This window comes from uncultured Sneathiella sp. (genome assembly GCF_963976355.1).
In the GTDB taxonomy this organism is placed as follows: Bacteria; Pseudomonadota; Alphaproteobacteria; order Sneathiellales; family Sneathiellaceae; genus Sneathiella.
In genome coordinates, this window is sequence record NZ_CAXBKA010000008.1 from 149,927 (window position 1) to 166,875 (window position 16,949).

Sequence of the window (16,949 nt, forward strand, 5' to 3'; positions counted from 1 at the left end):
TTCCTTATCCTAGAATCGTGTCCCGAAATCGAGCTGGAATATTTCTTCCTTGTCGTAATCTTCTTTCAGCAGAGGGACAGCAACATTTATCTGAATAGGACCAAATGGTGAGACCCAGTTCAGGCCGACACCAACGGCGGCCCTTATACTTGGGTCGTCCACAATACCGGGGTCGTTATCATCAATCGTTGTCAGAGTACCGACATCCAGAAATGTTCGGCCGAGAACGCCATACTCATCCGGCAGCCCGACAGGAAAGCGAAGCTCGGCCGTGGCAACAAAATATGCGTTGCCGCCCAGAGCATCGCCAGAGGCAATATCCCGCGGTCCGATACCACGATTATCAAAGCCCCGGAAGTTGCGCCCACCAACATTATAGCGCTGTGCGAGGATAACGTCTTCCCCCAATCCGAAAATATACCCGCCGGTAATACCCGTACTTAGGACAACATCATTCTCATAAACCGGAAAAAACCGGATATAGCTGGCATTCGTAGCAAGCGAACGGACATCCCCACCAAGACCGGACAGGGTTTGCCCGAAGGTGTATTTGCTTCCCGTCGTCGGAAACAGTGTATCGTCGAGATCACTAATCGTAATCGTGTAGCCGACGGAAGATATTAGATACTCTCCTGACGCCTTCTGAATGGAGACAGGCGCATTTGATGCCAGATTATCGATTTTCTCATTTACCAGACTGTAAAAAACGTCCCCGCGCACATTCTCGCGAATAGGGAAGCCGGAACGTAGAACGAAACCGGTGCGTTCCAGATCATATCCGCTTTCGTCCTGATAATCGCGGACAGTTCTGAAAATATCAAAACCTGCACTCAGGTCGCGGTCCAGGAAGTATGGCTCAGTGAAGCCAATATCAACGGTCTGGCTTTGTGCACCGACGGAGATACCAAACCGCAGATCCTGACCCCGGCCCAGCAGGTTACGTTCCCGGATCTGGAGGTTTGCCGAGACGGATTCGGTTGTCGAGAAGCCGGCACCGACGCTGAGCTCACCCGTTGATTTTTCCTGAACATCGACATTGATGATTGTCTTATCCGGTGCCGTTCCTTCTTCCTGGGTCACCTCAACCTTCTCGAAGAAATCAAGTCCCCGGACACGGGACTGCGAAAGCCGCAGCAACGCCGTATTGAAGGCGTCACCTTCCGCTAGCTTCATTTCCCGTCGGATCACATAGTCAAGCGTCCGGACGTTACCGGTGATATTGATCCGCTCGACATAGACACGGGGGCCCTTGTTGACTTCATAGGTAACCGCGATCGTCAGGTTCTCGCGATCCCGGTCAATACGTGGACGGACATTTACAAAGGCATAGCCCAACTTGCCAAGCTCGAAGGTGATTTTCTGAATAGTATCTTCAATCTTGTCTGCGTTATAGGTCTCCCCCTCAATCGTCGTTACCTGTTCAAACAACGCTTCCGGCGAGATATCCTTGATCTCGCTCTTCACGTCAATCGCACCGAATTTATATTTGGGGCCCTCTTCCACGGCGAAGGTTATGAAAAAGCCGTCACGGTCCGGCGTCAGTTCCGCGATGGCAGAGACAACACGGAAGTCCGCATAGCCCTTGGAGAGATAGAATTTACGAAGCAGCTCCCGATCGAAGGTCAGGCGATCGGGATCATAGGTATCGGAGTCAGAAAGGAAGTTATACCAACGGGTTTCCTCGGTCGAAATTTCCCCAAGCAACTGGCTGTCGCTGAAGTTATCATTGCCAAAGAAGCGGATTTTCTTGATCCCCGTTTCCTCTCCCTCATTGATCTCGAATACAAGATCAACACGATTCTCAGGTAACAGGATAACCTTCGGTTCAACCGTGGCCGCAAACCGGCCGCTTCGACGATAGACCGTGATAATCCGCTGTACATCATTTTGCACCCGTGCACGGGTATAGACAATGCGGGGTCGTAGCTGAATTTCCGCTGTCAGAGTTTCATCTTCGATCCGCTGGTTTCCTTCAAACGCCAGTCGGTTGATAATAGGATTTTCAACCACATTGACGATCACCGCATCCCCTTCCTGACGGATGGTAACATCGGCGAAAAGCCCGGTATTGAAAAGCGCCTTGAGAGACCGGTCAACGCGGGAACGATCATAGGGCGTGCCCACCGAGATCAGGAGATAAGATCTGATCGTATCGGCCTCAATCCGCTGGTTACCCTCAACGCGGACCTCGGAAATTATAGCGGATGATTGCGCGAAAACCGGTTGGCTGGCTGTCAGCACCGTCGAGAGTGTTGCAAATGCAAACACTGCAAGTAACAAAAATACGCGCAAATTCCCACCCCCCTGAGCGGACAGCCTCAGTTATCGTCGAACAGTTCTATCAGACCTTGCCTGTCAGGAAAACAAGCCGGTGAAAAAATCTTTTACCCAAGGTTTGTTAACGTCATTCCATGTGGCAAATACCATTAGCATCAGAACGAGGGATAGTCCAATTCGGAAACTGAATTCCATGGCTTTTGCAGAGGGCGGTTTGCCGCGAACCGCCTCATAGGCATAAAAAACAAGATGCCCCCCATCCAGCATCGGTATCGGAAAGAGATTGATCAGGCCGAGGCTGATGGAAACGAAAATCATGAAGTTGAACAGGGACAAAGCGTTATCGACGATATCCTCGCCGCGCTTGGCCGCATCACCGGACATTTTGAGGATACCGAGCGGACCGCTCAGCTCCTTCGTGTCCCGCGCACCGGAGATCATCTGCCCAACCCCCTTCAATGTCGCGGTGGTGATAAACCAGGTCTGATCCACCGCGCTGGTCAGTGCACTGATCGGGCCATGGCGGACAAATTCCCGCCCCGTCGACACAATGCCAAGACGGCCAATGCGCTGGATATTCCCGTCCGCATCGACTTCTTCGACAATATGCGGCGTGATGGCGAGATCAATGATACGTCCGTCACGGTCAATCTTCACATCAAGCGGTTCATTAAGACCGACAAGAACGGTCCGGCGCAACTCCTCGAAACTGTCAACGGCGGCGCCATTCACGGAGATAACCCGATCTCCGACCTCGATACCAGCCTCCGCTGCCGCGCTATTCGGCTGAACCTCTCCGGCAACCGGAGGGGTCTGCGCCTGGCCGAGCGCCATGTAGAGGATTGCCATCGCGACAATGGCAAAAATGAAGTTGGCCGCCGGACCGGCAAAGACGACCGCAGATCGCTGTAGCAGGGACTTATGGTGGAAACTGGTCTTTTTTTCTTCCTCGGACATCTCGTCAATATCGCCCGCAGCATCGCTGGCAACGCCGACATCCCCGTGGAACTTCACATATCCACCGAAGGGAACCGCGCAGACCTTCCATCGGCAGCCGTTCTTGTCATAGCGGCCCCAGAGTTCCGGGCCAAATCCGATGGCAAAAGCATCGACTTTCACGCCGCAAAGCCGCGCAACCTTGTAATGTCCGTACTCATGGACAAAGACCAGAACCGTAATGACAACAATAAAGGCCGGGATGTAAATCCAGTTATTGATCAGAAAATCCATATTACTTTACCGTTTTAAACTTTCGTCGAAATGGACGCCATGACGGACCGGGCCAGATCCCGGCTTTGTGCATCACAGTCAAATATATCCTCTATCGAGGTCAACTCGGCGATATTTGCACGATTCAGGCATTCCTCCACGATCCCGGCAATATCCAGAAAGCGGATTTCACCCTTCAGGAAACCATGGACTGCGACCTCATTGGAAGCATTTAGGATTGTCGGAGCCGATTTTCCAGTATTTAACGCCTCTCGCGCAAGGCGCAGGGCCGGGAATTTCACATGATCGGGGTCCAGAAAGGTCAGCGAACCGACTTTTGCGAGGTCAAGCCGCTCCGCCCTGAAGTCATGCCGTTCCGGCCAGCCCAATGTGTAGGAAATCGGGGTTCGCATATCCGGCGCGCCCATCTGCGCAAGCACCGAACCGTCGCGATACTCCACCATGCTGTGAATAACCGATTGCGGATGAACGAGAATATCGATCTGCTCCGGTGAGACGGGAAACAGGCGCACAGCCTCGATAAATTCCAGTCCCTTGTTCATCATCGTTGCGCTATCAACGGATATTTTCGCGCCCATTTCCCAGTTCGGATGGGCCAGCGCCTGGTCGCGCGTGACCGATTTCATCTGCTCCAATGTATAATCAAGGAACGGGCCACCAGACGCCGTCAGGACAAGGCGCTCTACTTTGTCAATCTGATCGAAGTCCAGAACCTGGAATATCGCATTGTGCTCACTATCCACGGGAAGCAGTGTCGCGCCATATTTCTTTACATCCGCGAGGACCATATCCCCGCTGCAGACCAATGCCTCCTTATTGGCAATAGCGATGATTGCACCTGTCTTTACTGCGGCAATTGTCGGCGCCAGTCCTGCCGCGCCAACGATCCCGAGCATGACCCAATCCACCTTGCAGGAGGCCGCGTCGATCAAAGCGTCCCGCCCGGCAGCCACCTCAACGGCGCTTCCCGAGAGCAGAGACTTCAGCTCCGCATATTTGGCCTCATTGGCGATAACGGCGCGCTTCGCCCCGAATTGCCGCGCCTGCTCCGCCAGCAAGGTGACATTCTCGTTCGCGCTCAATACTTCAACCGCGAATTTTTCCGGCGCCGCCGCAATAAGGTCCAGCGTATTTACTCCAATAGACCCGGTGGACCCAAAAATACTCACGCGGCGCACCCCGGGATGCTGGGTCGGGGAAATCTTCCTTGTCGCCGGACTGATACTCATCCTAAATCCCATTCCACATCAATATTGCCATCAGAATTGGCGCTGTCAGGAAGACGCCGTCAAGCCGGTCCATAACACCGCCATGGCCCGGAATAAGATTGCTGGCGTCCTTTATGCCAAAATGACGCTTCCACGCTGACTCGGCGAAATCACCCATCTGCGCGAATATAGCACAAATGGCGCCTAAGCCCAGTATACCGATTGTCGCAACCTGCCCGCCAATCAGCAGGCTGTTCACCCCGAACGCCACTATCATGGCAGCGATCATGCCGCCGATAAGCCCGGCCCAGGTCTTGTTGGGACTGATCGACGGCGCAATTTTGGGCCCGCCAATCGATTTTCCGCTGAAGTATGCGCCAATATCCGTTGCCCATATAACAAGAAACAAGCCAAACGTCAGTGCAAAGCCGGTTTCCGGGATCGAGCGCAACAGCATCAGCGCGACAACCGGCACGCCAATGCATATGGGCCCGAAGAACGACCAGACAATACGCGCTCGTCCCTTGATGAAAGCAGTCGCAACAGCCGTTAAGACAGATCCAGAGATAACGACCCCAACCAACTGAAAAATATCGAAATTATATGTCAGAACCAAGGCAGAGATTACCGTTATCGCCGTCAGCGCCGTGAGAATACCCGGTTTTGTTTCAAGGGAGGCATGGCACCATTCATAGGCCATGATCGCCGCGGCACCAATCAGGAAAGCCAGAAAATAAACACCGCCAAAATAGAGCGCTGCAATCGCGATGGGCGCCAGAACAAGCGCCGAAATGACACGCTGCTGCAGGGACGTCAGAGAGGACAGCAGCACTTATACGGCCCCGTATCGACGGTTGCGGCTTCCAAATTCTTCAATAGCGCCGATCAGATCCTCTTTACGGAAATCCGGCCACAGCACATCCAGAAAAACAAATTCCGTATAGGCGCATTGCCAGAGCAGGAAATTACTGAGCCGCTGTTCGCCGCTGGTCCGGATCAACAGGTCGGGATCAGGCAGGTCCGCGGTCTCAAGGTGCCGCGCAACCATGGTCTCGTCTATATCTTCCGGCGCTATCTCACCGGCTTTGATCTTATCCGCAATGCGCCGCATGGAGCCGGCAATCTCTGCCTGGCTTCCATAGCTGAGCGCAATCGTCAGGATCAGCTTGGAATTATCCTTTGTGCGTTTCTTAAGGTCGTCAATCAATTCCTGAACATCATCAGGCAATCGACTGATATCACCAATAAATTTTACTCTTACTCCGGCCTCACAGAGCGCCTTGACTTCTTTCTGAAAGAAAAATCGGAAAAGGCCCATCAGATGATTGATTTCCTCGACCGGACGGCTCCAGTTTTCAGAGGAAAAGGCGAAGATCGTCAGATAGCGAATGCCGAGTTCACCGCAACCCTTTACCGCTTCGCGGACGGCTTCCGCCCCCTGCTCATGGCCGCGCAGACGCTTCAGGGAGCGCTTCGTCGCCCAGCGTCCGTTGCCGTCCATAATAATCGCGACATGTTCGGGGATCAGGCAGTCGCCGGATGTGACAGAGGGCAAGACTTCCATGCGTCAGACCTGCATGATTTCCTGCTGTTTCTCCGACAGCATTTCATCGACCTTATCGACATAATTGTCTGTCAGTTTCTGAATAGCATCTTCAGCCTTCTTGCGATCATCTTCGGAAAAATCGCCATCTTTCTCGGCTGCCTTTGCATCATCCATTCCGTGACGACGGACATTGCGGATGGCGACCTTGGCGCTTTCGGAATAGCTGGCCGCGACCTTGGCAAGCTCGGCGCGCCGTTCTTCCGTTAATTCGGGAATGGGAACCCGGACAACCATGCCGTCGACGACCGGGTTGAGGCCGAGGCCCGAATTACGAATACCCTTCTCGACCGCCTTGAGATTATTCTTGTCCCAAACCTGTACGCTCAATAAGCGAGATTCGGGCGTGCTCACGGTTCCGACCTGGTTAATGGGCATAGAACTTCCGTAGCTTTCCACCATGACGGTATCGAGCAAGCTGATATGCGCCCGACCGGTCCGCAGCCCTGTAAACTCATGCTTTAGTGCTTCAAGTGCCCCCTGCATGCGTTTTTCAAGATCTTTCATGTTCGGCGCCGCCATTCTTTCCTCTCCTCAATTGCCAGGCTTAATAATCTGGCATCTTTTTTATTAGCCGGGATATCTTATACCCCTAAACAACTTCTGTGAAACATCCTTCTTTCCGCAGGACCTGGGCAAATGAACCCTCTTCCTGAATTGAAAAGACAAGGATTGGAATTTTGTTTTCCCGAGCGAGCGAGATAGCCGCGGCATCCATGACCTTGAGGTCCCGAGCCAGCACATCGAGATGAGACAAGGTCTCATACCGCTCCGCATCCTCAAATTTACGCGGATCCTTGTCATAGACGCCGTCGACGTTCGTGCCTTTCAGCAGGGCGTCGCATTTCATCTCGGCCGCGCGAAGGGCAGCGGCAGTATCCGTTGTAAAGTAGGGATTTCCGGTGCCTGCCGCAAAGATCACGATACGGCCTTTTTCAAGATGCCGCTCGGCCCGGCGGCGGATATAGGGTTCGCATACCGCGGACATCGGAATGGCGGACAGGACACGGCTGTCCATTCCCTGGGCTTCGATTGCATTTTGCAGAGCAAGCGCGTTCATCACCGTCGCCAGCATGCCCATGTAATCGGCGCTGGACCGGTCCATGCCTTTTGCCGTGCCGGAAATGCCGCGGAATATGTTGCCGCCCCCGACAACGACGCAGACTTCCACCCCCATGTCATGGGCGGAGCGTATATCCTTGGCTATGCGGGACACTGTCTCGACATCAATACCATATTGCTGGCTTCCCAGAAGTGCTTCACCGGAACATTTCAGGAGAACCCTGTGGTACTGAGGTGATTTCGGCATATTATTTTCCAAAACTGCTACATATGGTTAACCGTGTCGGCAAGACAGCATACAGAAAAAGTATGATTTGAAAAGCCGCGAAGCCGCACATAAAAATATGGCGGCCTCGAACCGAGACCGCCATATATTTTTTGTATTCGACCGCTGCTATCGGGCAGCAGCCGCCACTTCTGCCGCGAAATCGCTTTCTTCCTTCTCGATCCCCTCGCCGACGGCGAAACGAACCATGCCGACAACCTCGATCGGCGAGCCTATTTCCTTGGCAACGAGATCGATAGCAGCCTTGACCGTATTCTCACCATCAACCACGAAGGTCTGCTCCAGCAGGACAACTTCCTTGTAGAACTTGCTAATACGGCCTTCGACCATCTTTCCGATAATCTCTTCCGGCTTGCCGGATTCGCGTGCCTGCTGCGAGAGAACGGCCCGTTCGCGCTCAACCGCTTCCGGATCGAGATCATCCAAGCCGATTGACTGCGGGCTTGTCGCGGCGATATGCATCGCAATCTGCTTACCGAGCACGGCAAGCTTTTCCGTATCGCCACCGCTTTTAAGGGCGACCAGAATGCCGATTTTACCAAGTCCATCTGCAACGGCGTTATGAACGTAGGAGGCAACAACCCCCTTCTCCACACTTAAGGAAGCCGCGCGACGCAATGCCATATTCTCGCCGATTGTGGCGATGGCTTCGGTCAGCTTCTCTTCGACCGTGCCGGATCCACCAGGAAAAGGAGAGGCCTTGATCGCGTCAATGTCATCGCCTTTTTCGGCGGCGACAGAGGCAATACCCTTTACCAGAGCCTGGAAATCCTCGTTCCGGCCCACAAAGTCAGTCTCTGCATTCACCTCAACGACAGCACCGGTCGTTCCATTCGTGGAAACGGCCACCAGCCCTTCCGCGGCGACCCGGCCGGATTTCTTCGCCGCCGTGGCCAGACCCTTGGTCCGAAGCCAGTCGATCGCTGCCTCGATATCGCCGTTCGTTTCCGTCAGCGCTTTTTTACAATCCATCATGCCCGCCCCGGACTGGGTGCGGAGGTCTTTAACAAGTGCCGCTGTGATAGCAGTCATAATTCATCCTCGCGTTTATATTCTTAAAAGGGGGAGACGCCCGCCCCATAAGGCCCGGGCGACCCTCTCAGATTTAAGACGCTTGCGCGCTTTCTTCTTCAGCTTTGGCCGGCGCCGCTTCAGAATCTTCCACTGAAGCTTCCGGAGCAGCCTCTTCGGCTTTTTCCTCTTCCGGCAGATCTTCGCTCAGCGTCGGCGCTTCCGATGCACCAAGGTCCGTGCCCTGACTTGACATTTCCATGGAAATGCCGTCAATAACTGCCTGCTTGAACAGGTCGCAATACAGGCTGATCGCACGAAGTGCATCGTCATTGCCCGGTACTGGATAGGTAATGCCATCGGGATCGGAGTTACTGTCCAAGATCGCGACGACCGGAATGCCCAGCTTGTTGGCTTCCTGAACGGCCAGTTCTTCCTTGTTCGTGTCAATCACGACAATCACATTCGGCAGGCCGCCCATTTCCTTGATACCGCCAAGTGCGCGTTCCAGCTTGTCCCGCTCGCGGGTCATTTTCAGGACTTCTTTCTTGGTCAGGCCTGTATGTTCCTCTGCAAGCTGCTCTTCAAGCTTGTGCAGCCGCTTGATCGATTCCGAGACAGTTTTCCAGTTGGTCAGCATGCCGCCGAGCCAGCGATGGTTGACGTAGAACTGCGCGCACTGCTTGGCGCTTTCCGCAACAACCTCGGATGCCTGGCGCTTGGTGCCAACGAACAGGACACGTCCGCCTCCGGCAACAGTGTCGCGCACGACTTTAAGGGCCTGATACAGCATCGGGACTGTCTGTTGCAGGTCAAGAATATGGATTTTGTTACGGGCACCAAAAATATAGGGACCCATTTTCGGGTTCCAGCGACGTGATTGGTGGCCAAAGTGAACACCAGCTTCCAGAAGCTGACGCATAGTAAAAGTTGGCAGAGCCATTCTGCAATCTCCTTTTCCGGTTGAACCTCCGTGAGCTGCGGTCCGTCGGATCATCCTCGGGACACCGGATGGGAAAGACCAACACAGCCTGACCCAAAACCCACGTGTGAATTTAACAGTGCGGTAAATAGGCCCCTCGCGCCCCGGATGCAAGGGAAAAATGCGGATTCACGCTTAAATCCGCCGATCGGGACTAAATATCGTGAACATCGATAACCCCGGCAGCGGATTTAAGGGCCTGACGGACTTCCGGCGTGATATTCACCTGATCGGAAAGATCAAACTCAACCTCCTTCGCCTCCGCCTCCAGATTGAGGACAAAGGCGACACGCCCCCGGCCCCGGCCGCCCTGTTTGAGGATCGCCGCCACTTCCGCAATCGGCCTGTCGTCATTCGCAAAAATACGTACGCCATCCGCGATATTCGCTGCCAGCGTTTCCAGCCGTTGCAGGCTCTGCACCGTCAGCCGCGGTTGATCACTATCGAGATTTCCCGTCACCCGCAGCACAAGCGACTGCCCAACGACCAGCAAATCACGGTATTTATCCAGCGATTCCGCGAACATGGTGACCTCAAAGGCCCCTGTCGCATCGGAGAGCTGAACAAACGCCAGCGGTTTTCCCTTCCGCGTCCGGAGCTCGCGCTTGCCCATCACCGTTCCGGCGAGCGTTGCCGCGCTCTCCGTCGTGCCAAGGCTGGCAAGGTAGCTCGCCGCATCACGAACCCCCGCTTTGTCCAATGTCTTGTCCCATGCATCGAGCGGATGGCCCGAGAGGTAGAAACCGATGGCGTCGAACTCCTGCTTCAATTGCTCCATGGCCGTCCAGCGGGAGACATCGGGCAATGCCGGACGGACGGTCAAAGCCTCGGACGCTCCGCCAAACAGGTTGACCTGACCCGAGCCGCGCTCTTCCTCCGATTGCTGAGCCTGACGTAACAGAATCTCGATTGCAGAGAAAACCTGGGAGCGATGATCCAGCATGTCGTCAAACGCACCGGCCCGGACGAGATTTTCCGCCTGACGCTTGTTCATATATTTAGGGTTGAGACGCGCCGCAAAATCGAACAGGTCCTTGAACGGGCCATTCTCGCTGCGCTCGCGCACGATCCCGGCCATCGCCTCCCGCCCGACATTCTTCACCGCCGCAAGCGCATAACGCACGGCGCCCTGATCCCCCTCAAATTCCACCGAAAATTCGACATCCGACTTATTAAGGCATGGCGGGTGGATGGGCACTTTCATGCGCTCAAGATCCTGACGGAAAATATTGAGTTTATCCGTATTGTTCATGTCGAGGCTCATGGACGCCGCCATGAATTCCACCGGATAGTTCGCCTTGAGCCATGCCGTATGATAGGAGACGAGGGCATAAGCAGCAGCATGGGATTTGTTGAAACCGTAGTTTGCAAATTTCGCCACCAGATCGAAAATATGGGTCGCGTCCTTGGCGGAAATCCCCTTTTCCTTCGCTCCTTTGGCGAAGATGGACCTTTGCATATCCATTTCCGACTGGATTTTCTTACCCATGGCCCGGCGCAAGAGATCAGCATCGCCCAGGCTGTAGCCCGCCAGCGTTCGCGCAATCTCCATCACCTGTTCCTGATAGATAATGACGCCGTAGGTTTCCTCGAGCACCGGCTTCAGCTCGGGATGCAGGTAATCGGGCTCCTCCTCCCCATGCTTGCGGCGGATATAAGTCGGGATATTCTCCATCGGACCGGGGCGATAGAGCGCCACGATGGCGATAATATCCTCGAACGCGTCAGGGCGCATTTTCCGGAGCATGTCCCGCATGCCCGAACTTTCAAGCTGGAATATGCCAATGGTATTGCCGGTGGAGAGCAGCTCGAACACCGCCGGATCATCCAACGGCACCTTCGCATAGTCAATCTCGATACCACGGCGGGCCAGCAGCATTTTTGCCCGGTCCAGCACCGTAAGGGTCTTGAGGCCGAGAAAGTCGAATTTCACCAGCCCCGCCGTTTCCGCATATTTCATGGAGAACTGCGTTACCGGCATGTCGGAGCGCGGATCGCGATAGAGCGGCACAAGCTCATCGAGCGAGCGGTCGCCGATCACCACGCCCGCCGCATGGGTGGACGCATGGCGATACAGCCCTTCCAGCTGCAGCGCGATTTCCAGAAGGCGCGCAACTTCCGGATCACCGGCCCTCTCCTCCCGCAGGCGTGGCTCGATATCCAGTGCCTGCTGCAAACTGACGGGATTGGCCGGATTGGCCGGGATCATCTTGCTGATCCGGTCTACCTGACCGTAAGGCATTTGCAGCACCCGCCCCACGTCGCGGACCGCCGCCTTTGCCTGCAGCTTACCGAAGGTAATGATCTGCGCCACCTGATCATGGCCGTATTTGTCCTGCACATAGCGGATGACCTTTTCCCGCTTGTCCTGGCAGAAATCGATATCAAAGTCGGGCATCGACACCCGCTCCGGATTGAGGAACCGTTCAAACAGGAGACCGAAGCGTAGCGGATCAAGATCGGTAATAGTCAGCGCCCAGGCAACAACCGAGCCCGCGCCCGAACCACGGCCCGGGCCAACGGGAACATCATTCTCCTTCGACCACTGGATAAAATCGGAAACAATCAGGAAATAGCCGGGAAAGCCCATTTCATTGATGACACTGATTTCATAGTTAAGGCGGTCGACATATTCCTTCGCCGTGGCGTCCCGCTCCTCGGGGCTCATCCCCTCCGTGAATACTTCGTTTTCAAGCCGGACTTTAAGGCCTTCCGAGGCGGCTGCCGCCAGTTCCCCCGCCTCATCACGCCCCTCAGCCGAGGAGAACGCCGGCAGGATCGGGTCCCGCGTGGGAGAGGCCACCGCACAGCGCCGGGCAATGACCACCGTATTATCGATGGCTTCCGGCAGGTCGGAGAAGAGCTCGACCATCTCCGCCTGCGATTTGAAATAATGATCCGGCGTCCGTTTGATCCGATCCTGGTCCCCGACATATTTTCCGGCGGCGATACATAGAAGCGCATCATGCGCCTCATACATATCACGATCGGCGAAAAACACTTCGTTGGTCGCGACCAGCGGGATATCCAGATCATAGGCGAGCTTCAGGAAGCCCGGTTCCGTTTTCTGTTCCAGCGGCAGGCCATGGCGCTGCAGCTCCATATAAAGGCGTCCGTCAAAAATCCGGGCAAGATTGCGCACATACTCTTCCCCCGCCGGCAACTGGTCTCCGGCAAGCAATCTCCCGACGGGGCCTTCTGCTCCACCGGTCAGGCAGATCAGTCCGCTATTATGCTGTTCGAGCAGCGCCATCGGCACCTGCGCCGTTTCCCCCGATTCCGTTTTCAGAAAAGCATGGGACGTCAGTTTCAAAAGATTGTTATAGCCCGCCTCGTCCTGGGCCAGCAGCACGACGGGGTCCGGCTCCGGCCGCCGCCCGCTCCGGTCAATACCGTCTTCGCGCATGATGGCGAGCTGACAGCCGATAATCGGCTGCACCCCGCCCCCCTTCATCGCGAGGGAAAATTCCAGCGCGCCGAACATGTTGCTGGTGTCCGTAATCGCTACTGCCGGCATATCGTTCGAGACGCAGAGCGATTTGATATCCTTGACCGGCATCGCCCCCTCAGAGAGGGAATAGGCGGAATGGACACGCAAATGAATAAAACGGGGGCCAGGCAGGGCACTGGACAACGGCAAATCTCCAATCTGTGATTTCAGCCGTCCCATTATTGCATGTCCTTAACAAAAGATCAGGGCTTGACAGCACCTTCCGTTAAATTTCTTGTGGATAACTCCCCTTCCGCCTTAATCGAAAATCATCTCCCTAGAGCTGTCCGGCAAGGCCTGCCACGATATCCGCCCAGAACACCATCACTCCGAGCGCACCCGCAAAGGCAGCACATTCAAATCCGCTTTTGATTATCTGATTCATATTCATGGCAGTTCTCCTGATTGTCTGCTGGAAAACAGCATGTTCTTGTTTTGTTCTTTTGTCAAATAAAATTATTCAATCCGGGAAAGCAAGGCAAAACTGCCGTCTTACCCAGCTACCAGATGATGATCCCGAACCTGGACAATCCGGTCCATACGACGGGCAAGCTCATTGTTATGGGTTGCCACAAGTGCGGCCACCTGCCGGTCCCGCACCGCATCCAAAAATTGCTTGAACACAATCTCCGCCGTCTGCTCATCCAGATTTCCGGTCGGTTCATCCGCCAGCAGGATCAGCGGATCATTGGCAAGCGCTCGGGCAATGGCGACGCGCTGCTGCTCCCCGCCGGAAAGCTTGGCCGGACGATGAGAGAGCCGGTCCTTCAGCCCCATCCGATCCAGCAATTCTTTTGCTTTTTCTTTCGCCTTCGCTTTCGGAGCGCCCGCGATCAGGTTCGGCATCATGACATTCTCAAGCGCCGAGAATTCAGGCAGAAGATGATGGAACTGATAGACAAAGCCGATTTTCTCGCGGCGAACTTGCGTGCGCTTGTTATCCCGCGCCTTGCTGCAATCAATATTATCGATCCGCACCGTGCCGGTCGTCGGCGGTTCCAGCAAGCCGGCGATTTGCAGCAACGTGGATTTACCTGAACCGGACGGTCCCAACAGGGCGACAATCTCGCCGGGGCGGAGTTCAAGCGCGACATCTTCTAAAACCAGAAGCTTCTCCTGCCCCTGCTTGAAGACACGCCCGATATTTTCAAGTTGAAGAACGGCCTCACTCATATCGAAGCGCCTCCACCGGATCAAGGCGCGCAGCACGCCAGGATGGATATATCGTCGCCAGCAGCGAAATGACGAGCGCCATGATGACGACCGTCGTCACCTCCGCCACATCTATTTTCGCAGGCAAATTCGAGAGAAAATAGATTTCCGCAGAAAACAGTTCCGCCCCAGTGATCCCCTCGATCACCCCCTTGATCTTGTCGATATTCATACAGAACCCGAGCCCCAGCAGAAAGCCGAAAAAGGTTCCGACAACACCGACGCTGGCCCCGGCAATGAAGAAGACCCGCATGATCATGCCGCGGGTTGCTCCCATGGTCCTCAGGATCGCAATATCCCGCCCCTTGTCCTTCACCAGCATGATCAGGCTGGAAATGATGTTGAAGGCCGCGACCAGGATGATCAGGGTGAGGATCAGGAACATCACATTCCGCTCCACCTCAAGCGCATTGAAGAAGCTCGCGCGGGATTGCTGCCAGTCATAGATAAAGGCACGGATATTCACCGCATTGATCACCTCGCTCCGAATGGCCAGAGCCTCGTCCGGGTCCGTCGCGAAGACTTCGAGTGCTGTCACTCCGTCCCCCAGCCGGAAGTAATTCTGCGCCGCCTTCAGCGACATATAGATATAGCCGCTGTCATACTCATACATTCCCGTATCGAACAACCCGGCCACATCAAAGGTTTTAACCCGTGGCACGGTGCCGAAGGCCGTCGGCGTGCCCTGCGCCGAGATCAGCTTCACCTTGTCACCTGCCGAGACTCCCAAGGTGCGGGCAAGCCTGTAACCGAGGACGATTGAGTTATCATTCCCGAAATTTTCCAATGAGCCTTCAACGATCCCGGTTGAGATAACGTCAAGGGCGGCAAGCTGGTTCGGTGAGATACCTCGGACAAGCGCACCGCTCGCCGCCTTGCCGGACGCCATTACCTGCCCTTCGACAATCGGCGTTACCCGCACAACTTCAGGAATATCGGCAAGCCGCGCCACGATACCGTCAAAATCGACCAGCGACTCTTCCGCCGGGGCGCGGACTTCATAATGGCCGTTCAACCCGAGAATACGGTCCAGCAGATCCGCACGGAACCCGTTCATGACGGACATGACGATAATCAGGGTTGCCACCCCGAGCCCGATGCCAAGAAAGGAAAAAGTGGCAATGACGGAGATAAACCCCTCCTGCCGCCGGGCACGAAGATAGCGGAGCGCCATCGTCCATTCAAAACTCGAAAACACTAGCTCCGGCCTGCCAGTAATTGCAGGGCGTCGTTCAAGCCTAGTTCCTGCTTCTCGCCGGTGGCGCGGTTCTTCACTTCGACAACGCCGGATTTCACGCCGCGCGGCCCGATTGTCGCCTGCCATGGCAGGCCGATCAGGTCCATATTGGCAAATTTCTCGCCTGCCCGCCCCGGCGTGTCGTCATACAGCACCTCAATATCCAGATTGTTGAGCTTGCCATAAAAGTCCTCGCAGGCTGCATCACAGGCTTCATCCCCGCTTTTAAGGTTGATCAGGCCCACCTTGAACGGTGCAACGCTCTCCGGCCAGATGATACCGGCATCGTCATGGGACGCCTCAATGATGCCGCCGACAAGCCGCGACACCCCGATCCCGTAGGACCCCATGGAAACGATCACGTCTTTGCCCTCCGGGCCTGCAACCTTTGCGCCCATGGCTTTTGAGTATTTATCCCCGAAATGGAAAATATGGCCCACCTCAATCCCGCGCCGGGAGACCAGATCGGCCTCGCTGACATCGCAATTGGCGGGATCATGCATATCATCCGCCGCCGCGTAATAGCTCGTCCATTTATCGACGATCCCCTGCAACTCCTCCGCGGTGTAATTCGTCTCCGTCGGGGTCTCAAGGGTCAGGAGGTCCTTGTGGTAAAAGACCTCACTCTCGCCGGTATCCGCCAGAATGATGAACTCATGCGACAGATCGCCGCCGATCGGCCCTGTCGCGGCACGAAGGGGAACGGCATTCAGCCCGAGGCGGGAAAATGTCTTGAGATAAGCCACGAACATATTGTTGTAAGCCGTTTTGGCGCCTTCATAATCCAGGTCAAAGGAGTAGGCATCCTTCATCAAGAACTCACGGCCGCGCATGACCCCGAACCGCGGACGGACTTCATCGCGGAACTTCCATTGGATATGGTAGAGATTCAACGGTAAATTCTTGTAACTTCTGACATGGGAGCGGAAAATATCTGTGACCTGCTCCTCATTCGTGGGCCCATAGAGCATATCGCGTTCATGCCGGTCGGTGATGCGCAGCATTTCCTTGCCATAATCATCATAACGGCCCGATTCCCGCCAGAGATCAGCCGGCTGCAGGGTCGGCATCAGGATTTCAAGCGCCCCTGCCCGGTTCTGTTCCTCGCGCACAATCTGCTCGATCTTTTTCATCACCTTGAAGCCCATCGGCAACCAGCTGTAGATCCCGGCGGATGATTGCTGGATCATTCCGGCCCGCAGCATCAACCGGTGGGAGACAATCTGGGCCTCCTTGGGGTCTTCCTTGAGGGTCGGCAGAAAATAACGGGACAGACGCATTTGAGCCTCAGAACGATTGAAAATGATAACTTTTGGTGACTTTTAACGGGATTTGAGCAGATTGCAAGGAT

The 16,949-nt window shown here is 55.1% G+C and carries 13 protein-coding genes; all 13 read right to left on the reverse strand.

Annotation, left to right across the window (positions count from 1 at the left end):
* Positions 1-9: 9 nt before the first annotated feature.
* On the reverse strand, positions 10-2,280 hold the full coding sequence (gene bamA / locus AAC599_RS16820) for an outer membrane protein assembly factor BamA (protein ID WP_340151565.1): 2,271 nt from the start codon (positions 2,278-2,280) through the stop codon (positions 10-12).
* Between the two features lie 75 nt (positions 2,281-2,355).
* Positions 2,356-3,507, reverse strand: coding sequence for an RIP metalloprotease RseP (rseP, locus tag AAC599_RS16825; RefSeq protein ID WP_340151566.1), 1,152 nt, complete (start codon positions 3,505-3,507; stop codon positions 2,356-2,358).
* A 14-nt stretch (positions 3,508-3,521) separates the two neighbouring features.
* The gene (gene dxr / locus AAC599_RS16830; protein WP_340151567.1) at positions 3,522-4,736 is read right to left on the reverse strand and encodes a 1-deoxy-D-xylulose-5-phosphate reductoisomerase; all 1,215 of its coding nucleotides are present in this window, start codon (positions 4,734-4,736) and stop codon (positions 3,522-3,524) included.
* A 1-nt stretch (position 4,737) separates the two neighbouring features.
* Entirely contained in the window at positions 4,738-5,547 is an 810-nt protein-coding gene (locus AAC599_RS16835) for a phosphatidate cytidylyltransferase (protein ID WP_340151568.1), read from the reverse strand.
* Positions 5,548-6,279, reverse strand: a complete 732-nt coding sequence (locus tag AAC599_RS16840; protein ID WP_340151569.1) for an isoprenyl transferase — start codon at positions 6,277-6,279, stop codon at positions 5,548-5,550.
* Positions 6,280-6,282: 3 nt separating this feature from the next.
* Complete coding sequence (gene frr, locus AAC599_RS16845) at positions 6,283-6,840, reverse strand: ribosome recycling factor (protein ID WP_340151570.1); 558 nt, start codon at positions 6,838-6,840, stop codon at positions 6,283-6,285.
* A 70-nt stretch (positions 6,841-6,910) separates the two neighbouring features.
* Entirely contained in the window at positions 6,911-7,627 is a 717-nt protein-coding gene (gene pyrH, locus AAC599_RS16850) for a UMP kinase (RefSeq protein ID WP_340151571.1), read from the reverse strand.
* Positions 7,628-7,774: 147 nt separating this feature from the next.
* A complete protein-coding gene (gene tsf, locus AAC599_RS16855) occupies positions 7,775-8,698 on the reverse strand; it encodes a translation elongation factor Ts (RefSeq protein WP_340151572.1) in 924 nt (307 codons plus the stop codon).
* A 73-nt stretch (positions 8,699-8,771) separates the two neighbouring features.
* A complete protein-coding gene (gene rpsB, locus AAC599_RS16860) occupies positions 8,772-9,620 on the reverse strand; it encodes a 30S ribosomal protein S2 (protein ID WP_340151573.1) in 849 nt (282 codons plus the stop codon).
* Positions 9,621-9,813: 193 nt separating this feature from the next.
* Complete coding sequence (gene dnaE / locus AAC599_RS16865; RefSeq protein ID WP_340151574.1) at positions 9,814-13,329, reverse strand: DNA polymerase III subunit alpha; 3,516 nt, start codon at positions 13,327-13,329, stop codon at positions 9,814-9,816.
* A gap of 312 nt (positions 13,330-13,641) precedes the next feature.
* Entirely contained in the window at positions 13,642-14,322 is a 681-nt protein-coding gene (locus AAC599_RS16870; RefSeq protein ID WP_340151575.1) for an ABC transporter ATP-binding protein, read from the reverse strand.
* A complete protein-coding gene (locus tag AAC599_RS16875; protein WP_340151576.1) occupies positions 14,315-15,559 on the reverse strand; it encodes a lipoprotein-releasing ABC transporter permease subunit in 1,245 nt (414 codons plus the stop codon). The genes AAC599_RS16870 and AAC599_RS16875 overlap by 8 nt, the downstream gene beginning before the upstream one ends.
* Positions 15,559-16,878: a proline--tRNA ligase gene (proS, locus tag AAC599_RS16880; protein ID WP_340151577.1), complete on the reverse strand. Its 1,320-nt coding sequence runs from the start codon at positions 16,876-16,878 to the stop codon at positions 15,559-15,561. The genes AAC599_RS16875 and proS overlap by 1 nt, the downstream gene beginning before the upstream one ends.
* Positions 16,879-16,949: the final 71 nt, after the last annotated feature.

Coding starts and splice junctions, on each gene's coding strand:
- rseP (WP_340151566.1), bottom strand. CDS start 3,507: ATGGATTTTCTGATCAATAACTGGATTTACATCCCGGCCTTTATTGTT.
- dxr (WP_340151567.1), bottom strand. CDS start 4,736: ATGAGTATCAGTCCGGCGACAAGGAAGATTTCCCCGACCCAGCATCCC.
- AAC599_RS16840 (WP_340151569.1), bottom strand. CDS start 6,279: ATGGAAGTCTTGCCCTCTGTCACATCCGGCGACTGCCTGATCCCCGAA.
- frr (WP_340151570.1), bottom strand. CDS start 6,840: ATGGCGGCGCCGAACATGAAAGATCTTGAAAAACGCATGCAGGGGGCA.
- pyrH (WP_340151571.1), bottom strand. CDS start 7,627: ATGCCGAAATCACCTCAGTACCACAGGGTTCTCCTGAAATGTTCCGGT.
- tsf (WP_340151572.1), bottom strand. CDS start 8,698: ATGACTGCTATCACAGCGGCACTTGTTAAAGACCTCCGCACCCAGTCC.
- rpsB (WP_340151573.1), bottom strand. CDS start 9,620: ATGGCTCTGCCAACTTTTACTATGCGTCAGCTTCTGGAAGCTGGTGTT.
- dnaE (WP_340151574.1), bottom strand. CDS start 13,329: ATGGGACGGCTGAAATCACAGATTGGAGATTTGCCGTTGTCCAGTGCC.
- AAC599_RS16870 (WP_340151575.1), bottom strand. CDS start 14,322: ATGAGTGAGGCCGTTCTTCAACTTGAAAATATCGGGCGTGTCTTCAAG.
- proS (WP_340151577.1), bottom strand. CDS start 16,878: ATGCGTCTGTCCCGTTATTTTCTGCCGACCCTCAAGGAAGACCCCAAG.